Raw genomic sequence first — 13,592 nt, forward strand, 5'->3', positions numbered from 1 at the left:
AAGATCTACTCATTAAAAAAACAGATCAGCCAACCAGCCGGGGGCTGGCTGGCTGCACAGCCGATTACTCGAATACCAGATCCATACCCGCAGCGTTCAAGGCGTCTGCGCGTGCCTGCATCCAGGCTACGGTAAAGGCATCGTTATCGCTTGGGGCATCGTCGATGAACGCATTCCAGGCGTCCAGAATCAGATTCTGGCGGTTGACCAGGTAATCCTGATGAGCCTGAAGATCATCGTTCCAGATGCCGATTTCCTGATAGTAACGAACCACCCCTTCATGGAACGGAATCACCCATTTCAGGTTCTGATTGTCCAGTGCATAGCCGTTAGCACCGGGCGCCGAATCCTTGTACGCGTCAAACTTTTCCTGCATGGCCTTGATCAGGCTGTAAGCCACATCGTCATCCAGCGTCTCATTACCAATGACAATCGGGTAAGGGTAACTGGCACTCGGAACCGGATTGTCAGCACTGACGCCGCCGGCACCCGCGGTCACCTGGTGAGGCTGAAAGTAAGGCGCAACCGCTCTCATGCGCTCCCAGCCTTCGGTATCGTTCGGGTCAAGCACCGGCCAGCTGATGCCCCGGGGGCTGCTGGCCAATTGCTGGGCTGGCGGTGTCACCGATGTCGTGAAGGAGGCATCAACGTTCCCCGCAATGATCCCGTCGAACGACCGTGCGTAGCCGGGAAAATCGACCCGCTCCACGTCATCCCAGGTCAGGCCACCGAACGCCAGGTACGCCTCGGTGCCTTTGTTCAGGGCATCGTCACCGCGAATGTAAGCCACCCGCTTGCCTCGTAAGTCAGCCGGCGTCTCAACGCCCATGTCACCTGCTACTGCAATCGATAAACCAAACGATGCCTTGGACGTTGTAATCAGACGAATCGGCTGAGGGCCCCAGTCCCGGTCGGCGAACATCAGCACACCTTCAGCCCCGTAGTAACTGGCAATACCGCAGGCGCACAGGTCGACGCGGCCGGTTTTCAACGGCGTCATGCGCGATACATCGTTGTCACCCGGCAATATGCGAACCGAGGTACCGTATTGGGATTGCAGCATGTTGCCAATGGCAACCACCTGAGCGTAACCACTGGAATTCGTGCCGTAGGCCGTCCAGGCCATGGTAGAGGGTAATTCAACCTCGGATGCCAGGCTGGCGGATGCACCAAAAATCAGTGGCAAGCTGGCAACAGCAAGGCGTAGCGCAAAACGTCTCATAGTTCACTCCTGAGTGCTTCTTGTTTTTGTTTTGCTGTGCGGAATTATCTTTCGCATGCAGAGGTTATCCTAGCCCTCGCTGATTCCCCCTGTCAATGGCTGGCGGCGTTCAGGCACCCCAGCTGTTCCGCTCTGCAGTTTGGTATTTTGTTTCTATTGACTATTGATGCCGGGCTGACCACCCTAAACAGCAAATTCCGACGGCACCGTTAAGCGCGCAAACATAGAGGGTTAGGATGAGCCAGACTGTTTACTTGAGCTGCCAGGGTGACACGGCCCTGATCGAGATTGATAACCCACCGGTCAACGCCCTGTCACAGTCCGTCCGTGCCGGTTTGCTGGAGGCACTGGACAAGGCGGAAACAGACCCTTCGATCAACGTGATTGCCCTGATGGGACGCGGCAAGGTGTTTATTGCCGGCGCTGACATCAAAGAATTCGGCAAACCGCCCCAGTCACCCATCCTTCCGGATGTGATCGCGACGCTGGAGCAAAGCACGAAAGCGGTAATTGCCGTCCTGCATGGTGTGGCCCTTGGCGGGGGCCTCGAAGTGGCCCTGGGTTGCCACTACCGGGTTGCTCTCAATGACACTCGCCTTGGCTTGCCGGAAGTAAAGCTGGGTCTGCTGCCCGGCGCCGGTGGCACCCAGCGCCTGCCCAGACTGACCGGCCTGGCAACCGCTGCCGACTGGATCACCCGGGGTAAACTGGTCGATGCCAAGACGGCGCTGAGCTCGGGTCTGGTCGACGCCATCAGCGATGCGGATTCCGCGCAGGAAGCAGCACTGGCTGTTGCCAGACAATGGCAAGAAGGGCGTATTGCGCTGCGCAAAACCGGCGCCCTGCCCAACCCCCAAGACGACAGCCATGTCATCGACCGTGCTCGCCAGCAATTGCTCGACGAATGCCCGGAGCTTTATTCCCCGTTTCGCATTCTGGATGCCCTTGAAGCCAGCTGTAATTTACCTCTGTCAGAGGGTCTGACACTCGAGCGCGAACTGTTTTTTCAATGCATGGACTCACCGCAGCGCGCCGGGTTGATACATCATTTTCTTGCCAGCAAAGCCATCGGCAAGGTGCCGGGAGCAGACGGTCCAGCCAGGATCGCAAGCGTCGTTGTGTCCGGTGAGCATTCAGTAGTTAAAGCCCTGGCCGATCAGCCGCTGGTGGAGCGGTCTGAATCCGGTTCACCGGGGATGAGCGTCTGGCTGACTTCAGACGACAACGAAAGCGCTGACACCCCTGTTACCGTCACCTTTCTCGATCCGGATTCAGCACAGGCTGACGTGGCGAGCGACTTTTCATTACTGCTCATTCCCCATAGCCAGTGGGCAGAACTGATTGACCACGGAGCACAGCCCGGCGCACAACAAGCTCTGCTCAACCTGCTCAAATCTTCCGGCTTGTCGGTCATTCCAAGCAAGCAATACAGTCTCTATCGCGCCTTAAAGGACAGCACAAAAGCATCAGAGGGCGACAGAAACGCGCAGGAAAAAGCCGCCCTGAGTAGCTGGGAAGCCGGGCTGTGCTATCGCGGTTCTGACATAGACGTACTGGCCATTGAAACCCTGGGCTACCCAAAACATCTGGGTGGGCCACATTACAAGGCTACTTTGTCGAAGTAGCCTGGTAACACAAGTTTCGGAGTTCGGATTAATAGGGTGGCTGTAGCCCGCGGCGGATACCGGTGGTGCTTCTGTGGGGTCGGCGTTAATCCATCCATGGAGCCTAGACCGCAGAAGCACCACCGGCACCCGCCGCTCGTATTGTGCAAACTCCGAAACCTGAACTCGTAATTTATCGACCTGCTTAAGCGTCGAATGCCTCTCGCGTCAGGTTACGATGGCCGGTTGCGGTCACCAGCACATTGTCTTCAATCCGAATGCCACCGAAAGGCTTAAGCTGTTCGATCAGCTCCAGATCCAGCCCGTGCTGTGGCTCGGCTTCGATCAGTTTGTTCAGCAACATCGGAATAAAATACAAGCCGGGCTCAATGGTAATCACCATGCCCTCTTCGAGTGTGCGGGTCAGCCGCAAGAAGGGATTGTCCGGATCGTTACGAACATCACCTTCGGGGGTTTGCTGATGACCGGCGACGTCGTGAACGTGCAAGCCCAGCAGATGCCCCAATCCGTGCGGGTAAAACGCCTGGGGAACTTTCTTGCTCAGTTGCTCCTCGACTGGGAGGCTGCAAATCTTGTGGTCGAGCAACAGCTGTGCAACACCCGCCTTGGTTTTTCGATGCAGGTCGGTCATTTTCACGCCGGGTTTGATGGCCGCATTGATGTCTTGTTGCAGCGCATCCACACCCGCCAGCAAAGCAGCGAAACGACCGGTATCGGTAGTGTGCGTACGGGTAATATCACTGGCGTAGCCATTCACCTTGGCACCGGCATCGATCAGCAGGGTTCGGTGTTGGGCCGGTACTTCAAACGAGCGTCGTTCGTAGTGCAGCGTCGCCGCTGATTCGTTTAACGCAATGATGCCGCTGTAGGGTTCGGTGCTTTCCAACTGACCACTGGCGGCCAGATAATCGCGATACACGCCGGCTTCAGACTGGCCGGCAAAAAAGGCGTCACGCGCTGCCCGGTGTCCGCGTACCGCGAGCCGGTTTGCCTCAGCCAGGCATTCAACTTCAAACTCGGTTTTATAGGCGCGGTCATAGGCCAATAGGGATCTCAGCTCCGTCGGGTTTAGTTCGACCGCATTAGTAAACTGACTCAATGCAGGATGCTCCGGACCAACCCAGGCGATGCGACCGGTCAGCGAGGGCAGCCAATCATCCAGGCTTTCAGCCGGTTGAAGGCGCCACATGCCTGCCCAGTCGCCACTCGGTTCGGTGGGCGAAATATGCCAGAAATCCTGACGGGCTGGCCACAGCAAACGCGGCTTGTCGCCAGGTTTGAAAACGATGAAGGTGTCGGGCAGGACGTCGTAGGGTAACCACTGCTGAGCGTAGGCTCTCGGCGTATAAGGGTAAGCGCGGTCGTCCTCAGCCACCATGACGAGGCTCCCTGCGCTGATAACAACCTGGTCGTACCCGGTTGTCGCAAGGGCTCGTTCATAGCGTTCCATCAGGGTGGCCAGGTGGCGGCTGTAGTGTTGTGTATTCATGGTGTCTCCAGCGGGCCAGTCACTCAGCCCTGTCAGTAAAAAAGGTCACGATTAAAAACTTTTCGACAGCAATTCGTTTCCGTATTCGCTGTTGAACTGCTGTTGTTTCAGCTGGTCAACGGTGGCAAGCTCAATTAATTGGCCCTGCTGCAAAATGCCCAGGTTGTCACACAGAAAGGACACCACGGGCAGATCATGAGTCACCAGAAAATACGTGAGCCCGCGCTCTTCCCGTAGCGTTTTCAACAGGTTCAGCACTTCAGCCTGTACCGACACATCCAGTGCCGAGGTCGGTTCATCGAGCAGCATGACCGGCGGGTCGAGCATCAGGGCACGCGCGATCGCTACGCGCTGGCGCTGACCGCCCGACAATTGGTGCGGCAAACGAAACCGGAATTTGCGGGCCAGCCCAACGGCATCCAGCGTCTCCAGTACTCGCTGGTTCTGGTCACGAATGCCATGAATACTGAGCGGTTCACTGAGAATGGTATCGACCGTTTTGCGCGGGTGCAGCGAGCCAAACGGGTCCTGAAACACCATCTGACACAAACGGACCAGAGCCGGGTCACGGCCGTGCTGCAGGTCGTGCTCGCCCAGCCGAATCCGGCCGGTCCAGTTGGTGATCTGGCCGGCAATGGCTTTGAGAATGGTGGATTTACCCGACCCACTCTCGCCCACCAACGCAAAGCTACCGCCTTCCGGTACGTGCAACGTCACGTCTTTGACCACTGAGGTTTCCCCATAGGCAATCGACAGGTGCTTGAGATCAATCATGTTAGACACCTCCCAGCTGGGTGCGGTCTAGTACCGGCAGGCGGTCCCGGTGTTCATCGAGCGTTGGCATTGAGGCGAGCAGACCCTGGGTATAGGGATGCCGGGCATTGGCCAGCTCACTGGCTTGACAGCTTTCCACTATTTCACCGTTGAACATCACCAGAATGCGGTCGCAATAACGGGCGACCATATTCAGATCGTGACTGATGATGATCAACCCCATGCCGGTGCGGGTGACCAGGTCATCCATAATATCCAGCACCTGAGCCTGTACCGACACATCCAGTGCAGAGGTGGGTTCGTCGGCAATCATCAGGTCAGGCTCAAGAATCACCATCATGGCAATCATGATGCGCTGGCCCATACCACCCGACACTTCATGCGGGTACAGCTTGTACACTCGCTCCGGGTCGGTAATGCGCACAGCTTCGAGGGACTCCAGCACGCGCTTGCGTCGTTCGCGTGCATTTAATGTGCTGTGAAAGCTCAGCACCTCGGCGATCTGATCACCAATGCGCATCACCGGGTTCAATGAAAACTTGGGGTCCTGCATCACCATGGACATGCGAGCGCCGCGCAGGGCCCGCATTCGCTTGTTGGACAGCGTCATCAGATCCAGGCCATCGAACTCCATCCGGTCGGCCGTCACTTTACCCGGCTTTTCGATCAGGCGAAGGATGGAACGACCGGTCATCGATTTTCCGGACCCACTCTCACCCACAATTCCCAGACGCTCTCGCCCCAGTTCAAAACTGATGCCCTTTACAACCTCAATGGCACCCTGTTCGCCGGGAAAGCTGACGCGCAGGTTTTCTATGGTCAATAAACTCATTATCGGGTCCTGTTACGGGGGTCGAGTACGTCACGCAGACCGTCGCCAAAGAGACAAAAGCCAAGACTGACAATCACGATGGCAAAACCGGGCATGGTGGCTACCCACCACTGGTCAAGAATAAACGCCCGACCACTGGAAATCATCGCACCCCATTCGGGCAACGGCGGCTGTGCACCCAGGCCAAGAAACCCCAGGCCGGCGGCGGTCAAAATGATGCCGGCCATATCGAGCGTTACCCGCACGATGGTGGACGACAAACACAACGGCATGATGTGTCTGAGAATCACCCGGGTATGGCTGGCACCCTGCATTTGAATCGCAGAGATAAACTCTGCATTGCGAAACGTCAGGGTCTCGGCCCGGGCAATTCGGGCATAGACCGGCCAGGTGGTGATGGCAATGGCGATCACCGCGTTTTCAATGCCAGGCCCCAGAGCAGCGACAAACGCCAGCGCCAGAATCAGCTTCGGCATCGACAGGAAGACATCGGTCAGCCCCATCAATACGCGGTCAACCCAGCCACCAAAATAGCCGGCGACCGTACCGACCAGCAAACCCACCGGCGCCGAAATTACGGCGACTAACAGCACGATCATCAGGGTGATGCGCGCACCGTGGATGATGCGCGAAAGAATGTCGCGACCCAGCTCATCGGTGCCCATCCAGTGATCGGCAGAGGGTGCCAGAAGGCGGGCACCAAGGTTGCTTTCTATCGGAGAATAAGGTGCCAGTACCGGAGCGAAGGCGGCAACGATGAGCAGACCAATGATGATCACCAGCCCGACCACCGCCAGCGGATTCCGCAGCAGCGCCCGTACCATCCGATAGGTTTGTCCGGCCCCGGCCTGAAAGCGGGTTTCCGGGTTTTCATCCACTAACCATGCGTGTGACAGCTGCATCATCGTGCCCTCGGATCCAGTATGCGATACAACAGGTCGGAGACCTTGTTGACGCCAATAAACACAGCGCCAATCACCAGCGTGGCGCCCAGCACCGAGTTCATGTCGGCATTAAGCAGAGCATTGGTCAGGTAGTTGCCAATGCCGGGCCAGGAGAAAACCGTCTCGATCATCACGGACCCTTCCAGCAACTGGGCGAAGGACAGGCCAATCACCGTTACCAGTTGGATCCGAATCGGGCGAAACGCATGCCGCCAGATCACAACCCGTTCCGGCGCACCCTTTACCCGCGCGGTAATCACGTATTCCTGACTGAGCTGTTCGAGCATGAATGACCGCGTCATCCGGGCGATGTAGGCCAGGCTAAAGAAGCCGAGAATCGTGGCGGGCAAAATAATATGAGACCAGGCACTGCGGAACACCGCCCAGTCACCCGAGAGCATGCTGTCGATCAGCAACAGGCCGGTTCGGCTCGGTACGATGCCTTCCATAAATATATCGATCCGGCCCGGCCCGCCCACCCAGCGCAGGTTGGCGTAAAACAGGGCCAGGCCCACCAGGCCCAGCCAGAAGGCGGGTATGGCGTAGCCCGCCAGGCCAAGCACCCGAATAACCTGATCAATCCAGGAACCCTGACGAGCGGCCGCCAACACCCCGGCTGGTACACCGACCAGCACGCCAATCAGAATACCCAGCGTGGCCATTTCCAGTGTCGCCGGAAACACTCGCGCCAATTCTTCAGCGACTGGCCGCTGACTGGTGACAGCCATGCCCAGATCACCGCTGATTACCGCTCCAACGTACTGCACGAACTGAACGATCAGCGGACTGTCGAGCCCCATCTCAGCCCGAACGGCGTCGTAGACATCCTGCGGGGCACGGTCGCCCACCACGGCTAGAACCGGGTCGATGGGTACCACTCGGCCGATTACGAAGGTAATGGCCAGCAGGCCCAGAAAGGTCATCGCGATGGTAGCCGCAAAGCCGCCCAGCGAAACCAGCCAGCGCAGTGACTGCTGACGCCGCCTTTTCCAGGGGTCGTCAGCGGCTGGGTTTGTCAGCACAAGGCTTTTCATGGAAGACAAAATCCTTTGTTGTTGTAAAAAACATTTTTTGACTTAACTAAATTTTTTTACTAGTGTCAAATAACTTTCATAAAAACAGGTAGCCCGATGAACGACCCGAAACCGGCTCAAGTCCTCGAAAAACCGCCCCTCAGCGGCCAACGCATTCGCGATTTGCGACGCCGGGCCGGGCTCACGCTTCAGGCGCTGAGTGATCAGGCTGGGATTTCAGTGGGATTTCTCAGCCAGGTGGAACGTGACAAGGGCACACCTTCGCTTGGGACGCTGGCTCAATTGGCATCAGCACTGGGCGTTAGCATTGAATACTTCATCGCCACACCGCGCGCCAATGACAGCATTACACGGGGACAAGAGCGGGAACGGTTTGCCATTGCCGATTCCTCGCTACAGTACGAACGCCTGTCGACAGACCTGCCAGGGGGCACCCTGACGTCGCTCATGATTCACATTCCGGTCGGATACAGCTCCGAACTCACCAAGCACGCCGGGGAAGAACTGATCGTTCTTCTGGAAGGCACTGTCCGACAGACATTGGGTGACAGCGCCTTTGTTCTGAATGCCGGGGACACCCTGCATTTTATGGGTGATACCCCACACAGTTTCGCCAATATTGGAGACGTACCGGTCCGTATGGTCTGGACCGGCACCTCACCCCGACTGATTGGCCAAAAAAGAACCCCGCTCGCTCGGGGCTAAACGATAAAAACGGTAAACACTCTGGAGAGCTATAACTATGGTTAACCGCTTTAAAACCGTCGCAGCTGCTGCGCTGCTGACGCTGACTGGTGCGTATGCATCGGCGGCCACGCCCGATAATGCGTTGGTCGTCGCACAGAACATCGATGACATCGTCAGCATTGATCCGGCTCAGGCCTATGAATTTTCATCCGGTGAGTTTGTCGCCAACGTCTACGACCAGCTGGTGCAATACGACGCTGAAGACACCACCACCCTGGTCGCCGGCCTGGCTTCTGATTGGGAAATCGATGCAGCCGATCAGGAAATTGTGTTCACCTTGCGTGATGGCGTGACCTTTCATTCCGGCAATCCACTGCGCACCGACGACGTGCTCTACTCGTTCGAGCGGGTTATCAAACTGAACAAGGCCCCGGCCTTCATCCTGACCCAGCTCGGCTGGACACCCGACAACGTGCTGGACATGGTCACTGCTGATGGCAACCAAGTGACGGTGCGTTATGAAGGCGAGTTTGCGCCTTCGTTCGTAATGAACGTGCTGGCGTCTCGCCCGGCATCCATCGTCGATGCAGAGACCGTCAAGGCCCAGGCCGTTGATGGCGACATGGGCAACAGCTGGCTGAACCGGAACTCCGCCGGCACCGGTCCCTTCAAGCTGCGCACCTACCGCCCCGCCGAGCTGCTGATTATGGATGCAAACCCGGATTACTTTGCCGGCGCGCCGGAAATGGATTCGGTGATCATTCGTCACGTCGCAGAAGCCGCCACCCAGCGGCTGCTACTGACCTCCGGCGATGTCGACATCGCCATGAACCTGACGCCAGACCAGGTCAGCGGCCTGGCCGGCAACGACGAGGTTCGGGTTGAAACCTTTCCGCAAGCCGCCGTGCACTTCCTGTCGTTTAACCAGATGAACGATACACTGACGTCTGAAGCCTTGTGGGAAGCGGCCCGTTACCTGGTCGACTACAACGGCATGGCCGACTCCTTCCTGAACGGTCAGATGCGCGTTCACCAGGCCTTCTGGCCCGCTGGCTTCCCCGGTGCGGTCACTGAGACGCCCTTCAACTACGATCCGGAACGGGCTCGGAGCATTCTTGAGGACGCCGGTTTTGACTTGCCGATGACGATGACGCTGGATGTCATCAACTCGGCGCCGTTTACCGATATGGCTCAGGCACTGCAAGCTACCTTCGCGCCCATAGGCCTGAACTTTGACATTCTGCCCGGCACCGGTGCCCAGGTGATCACCAAATACCGCGCCCGCACCCATGAAGCCATGCTGCTTTACTGGGGCCCGGATTTCATGGACCCGCACTCGAATGCCAAGGCGTTTTCCTACAACAGCGACAATTCAGACGACAACTACCAGAGCACCACAACCTGGCGCAACGGCTGGCAGCCATCTGATGCGATGAATGAAATGACCATGGCGGCACTCAGTGAACAGGACGCGGACCAGCGCCTGGCCATGTATGAAGAATTGCAACGGGGTGTACAAGAGTCATCACCCATTGTGATCATGTTCCAGGCAACCAAACAGGTCGCCATGGCGAACCAGGTGCAGGGCTTTGTTAACGGTGCCATTTCCGACTATGTGTTCTACCGTCTGGTCACCAAGTAACACGGCATGACGAACGCATTACCTTCATAATGTACGACTTGGGGCGCTCTGCGCCCCCTTTTTTTTGACCGAATTTTTTCTCTAATAATGCTGGATACGCAATGACACTCGATTCATCCGCTCCAATTTATAAGGCACTGCATCAGGAAGCGAAAACCATCGCAGGCGCCAAACTGTTTACCATCATGGTGTTGGACAACGACGCTGGGCTAGCGCACAGAGCTTACACCTCTCATCCAACCGACTATCCGGCAACCGGCTCCAAGCCAATGCGACAGGACCGTTGGAGTGCCCAGGTCATCGACGCCAAGCAGTCGTTTGTTGCCAACTCAACCGACGGTTTTTCCGATGTGTTTTCCGACCACCCGCTGATTAATCAACTCGGTTGCGAGTCCGTACTGAACGTTCCGGTCATTGAACAGAACAGGGTTGTCGGTACCGTGAACTTTCTGGATGGCAAAAACCATTTCACACCAGAACGCGTTACCGCCCTCGAGAATCTGGTCAACGCTCATCATCAGTCGCTGGTTACCGCGCTGGCAAAGGAACTGGGCTGAGGCCTGGCGACGCTAAAATGTAACGGGGCAACTGCCCCGCTTACCCCTTCCTTTTTTCCCACCGTTTTAAAAACTCAATGGCTATAAAGCTCGGGAAAAAACACGCCAGAATATAGGGCCACCATGCCAGCGGAAAAGGCGCCGTGCGAAACAGCTCGTTGGCAGCCGGTATCGCCGTTGGTATCAGCCGAATCCCTATGCTGATGGCAATGCCGCCCAGCAGCCAGGGGTTGCTGAAGGGGCTGAAGCTGAAGGCCGACTGTTTCAGCGACCGGGCAGACACCACATAGCCGATATGCGCCAGCAAGATACCCCAGAATGCGGCGGTCTGCGCCTGGGTCAGCAGTAACGCATCGACCCGTTGACCACCCACCACCGCTGGTGCCCCAAAATAGTAATAGAGCGCAAAGCCCGGTAGCGAAATGGCCAGCCCCATAATCAGCAATCGCTGAACAAACCGTGCATTGATGATGCCCTCGTCTGCCGCCCTGGGGGGTGCCTTGAGCAAGTCGCGCTCCTTGCGTTCCATCACAAGAGGCATGGTGAGCAGCACCGAATCGAGCAGGTTGATCCAGAGTATTTGCACCGGCTCCAGAACAAACCGTACGCCAAACAGTGGCACCTGAGCGGCAAGTAGCACTGCTCCCAGAATCAGAAACGCCTGGGCGGCGTTGGTGGGCAGGGTATATAAAATGGCCTTCTGTACATTGTTCCAGGCGTGTCGGCCTTCCTCGACCGCCGCGACGATGGTGGCAAAGTTATCATCCTGCAGCACCATATCGGCGGCTTCCCGGGCGACCTCGGTGCCACTGCGGCCCATGGCGATGCCAATATCGGCGGCTTTCAGGGCGGGTGCATCATTAACGCCGTCGCCCGTCATCGCGACCACGTGCCTGTTAGCCTGCAGCGCCTGAGCTATGGCCTTCTTGTGCTCCGGCGCCACCCGGGCAAATACCGACACCGTTTCAACCAGGGTGCGCAGGTCGGCTTCGTTCATGCCGGTCAGTTCAGCGCCAGTGACGGCCCTGCTAGCTTCAATGCCCAACAGATGCGCCACCGCCCGGGCGGTATCCGGGTGGTCACCGGTAATCATCATGGTCCGGATGCCCGCCTCCTTGCAGATTGCCACGGCGTCTTTCGCTGCGGCCCTGGGCGGGTCGATCATGCCCTGAAGGCCGACAAACACCAGACCGGACAGGTCTTCATGGCGCAGGTCGGCGTGATCTAAAGACACCGATTTCATGGCAAACCCAAGGGTACGCAGTGCGTTGCTGGCGAAGGCGGTGGCCTGACCGGCAACACGGGCGCTGTCGAGACTGGTCGGCTGACCCTGTGCATCTAGGGATTGATCGCACATACCCAGCACCACTTCCGGGGCTCCTTTCACCCACACCTGACGACCCTGGTCGGTATCTACCAGCACCGCCATGTATTTGGTGCTGGAGTCGAATGGAATTTCCTCCACCCGACGGATCTGCTCGAGGCGGACACCCCCCTTGTGACCGGACTGACGCAAGGCAATCTCCGTCGGATCACCCGTACCACCGTCGCCGGACAGGTGGGCGTTATTGCAGTAGCTACCGGCCGTCAGCAACGTCGACAAGGCAGGATGACCCGTTACATCGACGGGCGCTTCAAGGCTGAACTCGCCCTCGAGTGGCGTCGCGCCGGTGCTGACGTCATACACCCGGTCACCGGCGTATACCCGGGTCACCGTCATTCGGTTTTCGGTTAGTGTGCCGGTTTTGTCGGAACAGATGACCGTGGTTGCACCCAGCGTTTCAGCGGCGGGTAAATGGCGAATCAGTGCCTTACGCCGGGCCATCACCACGCCCGAGAGTGCAAGAATGGAGGTCATCAGCGCGGGCAGCATTTCAGGAATAGAAGCCACCACCAGCGAGACCGCCCCTAGAAAACCGTAGCTGATGCTGAACCCGAGATAAAGGGTATAGAAGAAGCTGACCGTACCCACCGCCAATATGGCGATGATCAGACTGCGAACAAACTCATTCAGCTTGCGTTGCATCGGGGTGATTTTGACCTGGGCGGACTTCACCATACCCGCGATCTGGCCAAAAACGGTCTGATGGCCGGTGGCAATCACCACCGCTGTGGCGGTTCCCTGGCTGACGTACGTGCCGGAAAAGCCGGTATTACGCTGATCGCCGGGTACCAGATCCTGGCCCGCCAAAGCACCGGTTATTTTCTGCACTGGTACGGATTCGCCGGTTAGCGACGACTCATCGACATGCAGATTACTGACACGAACAAAACGAACATCTGCCGGGATTTTATCGCCGGCTTCAAGAGCTACCAGATCCCCCGGTACCAGTTCTCGGGCGGGCAAGCGGTGCTCGGTGCCGGCTCGAATGATCAGGCACTCCTGTACCAGCAGGGTGCGCAATGCATCGAGGGCCCCTTCGGCTTTGCCCTCCTGAACAAACCCGAGCAAGGCGTTTAGCACCACCACACCGATAATCACCAGGGTGTCTGGCAACATGTGCTCACCCAGTAACGTCAGGGTGGTCGTTATGCCCGCGGTCACCAGCAGAATAATTACCATCGGGTCGTAAAACTGCGCCAGCAACCGGCGCCAGGCAGGTGTTTTCCGAAAGGTGATTTCGTTGGCACCAAAGCGCGCGAGGCGCTCTGCCGCCTCTGCTGCGCTCAGCCCTTCGGCGCTGGTTTCCAGGTGCGCAAAGACGGTATCCAGATCCTGTGAGTAGTCGACGGCCTTCATGGCGGAATCCTGCTTGGGCGGTGTAACATGGGTTAACCGGTTTCAG

The 13,592-nt window shown here is 57.6% G+C and carries 11 protein-coding genes; 4 read left to right on the plus strand and 7 right to left on the minus strand.

All coding sequences use genetic code 11. From position 1 onward, the window contains the following. Positions 1-64: 64 nt before the first annotated feature. Positions 65-1,222 (minus strand): TAXI family TRAP transporter solute-binding subunit, encoded by a 1,158-nt coding sequence (locus tag ABJT94_RS01925; RefSeq protein ID WP_348475996.1) that lies wholly within the window; start codon positions 1,220-1,222, stop codon positions 65-67. A 236-nt stretch (positions 1,223-1,458) separates the two neighbouring features. Between ABJT94_RS01925 and ABJT94_RS01930 the strand changes: the two genes are divergently transcribed. Then, positions 1,459-2,847 carry an enoyl-CoA hydratase/isomerase family protein gene (locus ABJT94_RS01930; protein WP_348475997.1) on the plus strand — a complete coding sequence of 463 codons (1,389 nt, stop codon included), beginning with the start codon at positions 1,459-1,461 and terminating at the stop codon, positions 2,845-2,847. A gap of 184 nt (positions 2,848-3,031) precedes the next feature. Here ABJT94_RS01930 and pepQ read toward each other — a convergent pair whose 3' ends face one another. The 5 genes from pepQ to ABJT94_RS01955 are packed head-to-tail and all read right to left on the minus strand — an operon-like array spanning position 3,032 to position 7,920. After that, complete coding sequence (gene pepQ, locus ABJT94_RS01935) at positions 3,032-4,336, minus strand: Xaa-Pro dipeptidase (protein ID WP_348475999.1); 1,305 nt, start codon at positions 4,334-4,336, stop codon at positions 3,032-3,034. A 51-nt stretch (positions 4,337-4,387) separates the two neighbouring features. Further along, entirely contained in the window at positions 4,388-5,110 is a 723-nt protein-coding gene (locus ABJT94_RS01940; protein WP_348476000.1) for an ABC transporter ATP-binding protein, read from the minus strand. A 1-nt stretch (position 5,111) separates the two neighbouring features. Further along, the gene (locus ABJT94_RS01945; RefSeq protein WP_348476001.1) at positions 5,112-5,942 is read right to left on the minus strand and encodes an ABC transporter ATP-binding protein; all 831 of its coding nucleotides are present in this window, start codon (positions 5,940-5,942) and stop codon (positions 5,112-5,114) included. Continuing rightward, complete coding sequence (locus tag ABJT94_RS01950) at positions 5,942-6,847, minus strand: ABC transporter permease (RefSeq protein WP_348476002.1); 906 nt, start codon at positions 6,845-6,847, stop codon at positions 5,942-5,944. Before ABJT94_RS01950 ends, ABJT94_RS01945 begins: the two co-directional genes overlap by 1 nt. Continuing rightward, complete coding sequence (locus ABJT94_RS01955) at positions 6,844-7,920, minus strand: ABC transporter permease (RefSeq protein WP_348476003.1); 1,077 nt, start codon at positions 7,918-7,920, stop codon at positions 6,844-6,846. The genes ABJT94_RS01950 and ABJT94_RS01955 overlap by 4 nt, the downstream gene beginning before the upstream one ends. Positions 7,921-8,016: 96 nt before the next feature. Between ABJT94_RS01955 and ABJT94_RS01960 the strand changes: the two genes are divergently transcribed. The 3 genes from ABJT94_RS01960 to ABJT94_RS01970 all read left to right on the plus strand — a co-directional run bounded on the left by ABJT94_RS01960 (position 8,017) and on the right by ABJT94_RS01970 (position 10,806). Continuing rightward, positions 8,017-8,625, plus strand: coding sequence for a cupin domain-containing protein (locus ABJT94_RS01960; protein ID WP_348476004.1), 609 nt, complete (start codon positions 8,017-8,019; stop codon positions 8,623-8,625). Between the two features lie 37 nt (positions 8,626-8,662). Continuing rightward, the gene (locus ABJT94_RS01965; protein WP_348476005.1) at positions 8,663-10,249 is read left to right on the plus strand and encodes an ABC transporter substrate-binding protein; all 1,587 of its coding nucleotides are present in this window, start codon (positions 8,663-8,665) and stop codon (positions 10,247-10,249) included. 101 nt (positions 10,250-10,350) lie between these two features. After that, positions 10,351-10,806, plus strand: coding sequence for a GAF domain-containing protein (locus tag ABJT94_RS01970; protein WP_348476006.1), 456 nt, complete (start codon positions 10,351-10,353; stop codon positions 10,804-10,806). A gap of 40 nt (positions 10,807-10,846) precedes the next feature. Here the strand turns inward: ABJT94_RS01970 and ABJT94_RS01975 are convergent, their stop codons facing one another. Beyond that, positions 10,847-13,546, minus strand: coding sequence for an HAD-IC family P-type ATPase (locus ABJT94_RS01975; RefSeq protein ID WP_348476007.1), 2,700 nt, complete (start codon positions 13,544-13,546; stop codon positions 10,847-10,849). Between the last annotated feature and the right edge of the window lie 46 nt (positions 13,547-13,592).

Origin of the sequence: Saccharospirillum sp., from assembly GCF_039982735.1 — a bacterium.
GTDB lineage: Bacteria > Pseudomonadota > Gammaproteobacteria > Pseudomonadales > Natronospirillaceae > Saccharospirillum.

What these genes read in the sequence shown, in the direction of transcription:
- ABJT94_RS01965 (WP_348476005.1), top strand. Translation starts at nt 8,663, where the DNA reads ATGGTTAACCGCTTTAAAACCGTCGCAGCTGCTGCGCTGCTGACGCTG.
- ABJT94_RS01955 (WP_348476003.1), bottom strand. Translation starts at nt 7,920, where the DNA reads ATGAAAAGCCTTGTGCTGACAAACCCAGCCGCTGACGACCCCTGGAAA.
- pepQ (WP_348475999.1), bottom strand. Translation starts at nt 4,336, where the DNA reads ATGAATACACAACACTACAGCCGCCACCTGGCCACCCTGATGGAACGC.
- ABJT94_RS01970 (WP_348476006.1), top strand. Translation starts at nt 10,351, where the DNA reads ATGACACTCGATTCATCCGCTCCAATTTATAAGGCACTGCATCAGGAA.
- ABJT94_RS01960 (WP_348476004.1), top strand. Translation starts at nt 8,017, where the DNA reads ATGAACGACCCGAAACCGGCTCAAGTCCTCGAAAAACCGCCCCTCAGC.
- ABJT94_RS01925 (WP_348475996.1), bottom strand. Translation starts at nt 1,222, where the DNA reads ATGAGACGTTTTGCGCTACGCCTTGCTGTTGCCAGCTTGCCACTGATT.
- ABJT94_RS01930 (WP_348475997.1), top strand. Translation starts at nt 1,459, where the DNA reads ATGAGCCAGACTGTTTACTTGAGCTGCCAGGGTGACACGGCCCTGATC.
- ABJT94_RS01940 (WP_348476000.1), bottom strand. Translation starts at nt 5,110, where the DNA reads ATGATTGATCTCAAGCACCTGTCGATTGCCTATGGGGAAACCTCAGTG.
- ABJT94_RS01950 (WP_348476002.1), bottom strand. Translation starts at nt 6,847, where the DNA reads ATGATGCAGCTGTCACACGCATGGTTAGTGGATGAAAACCCGGAAACC.
- ABJT94_RS01975 (WP_348476007.1), bottom strand. Translation starts at nt 13,546, where the DNA reads ATGAAGGCCGTCGACTACTCACAGGATCTGGATACCGTCTTTGCGCAC.
- ABJT94_RS01945 (WP_348476001.1), bottom strand. Translation starts at nt 5,942, where the DNA reads ATGAGTTTATTGACCATAGAAAACCTGCGCGTCAGCTTTCCCGGCGAA.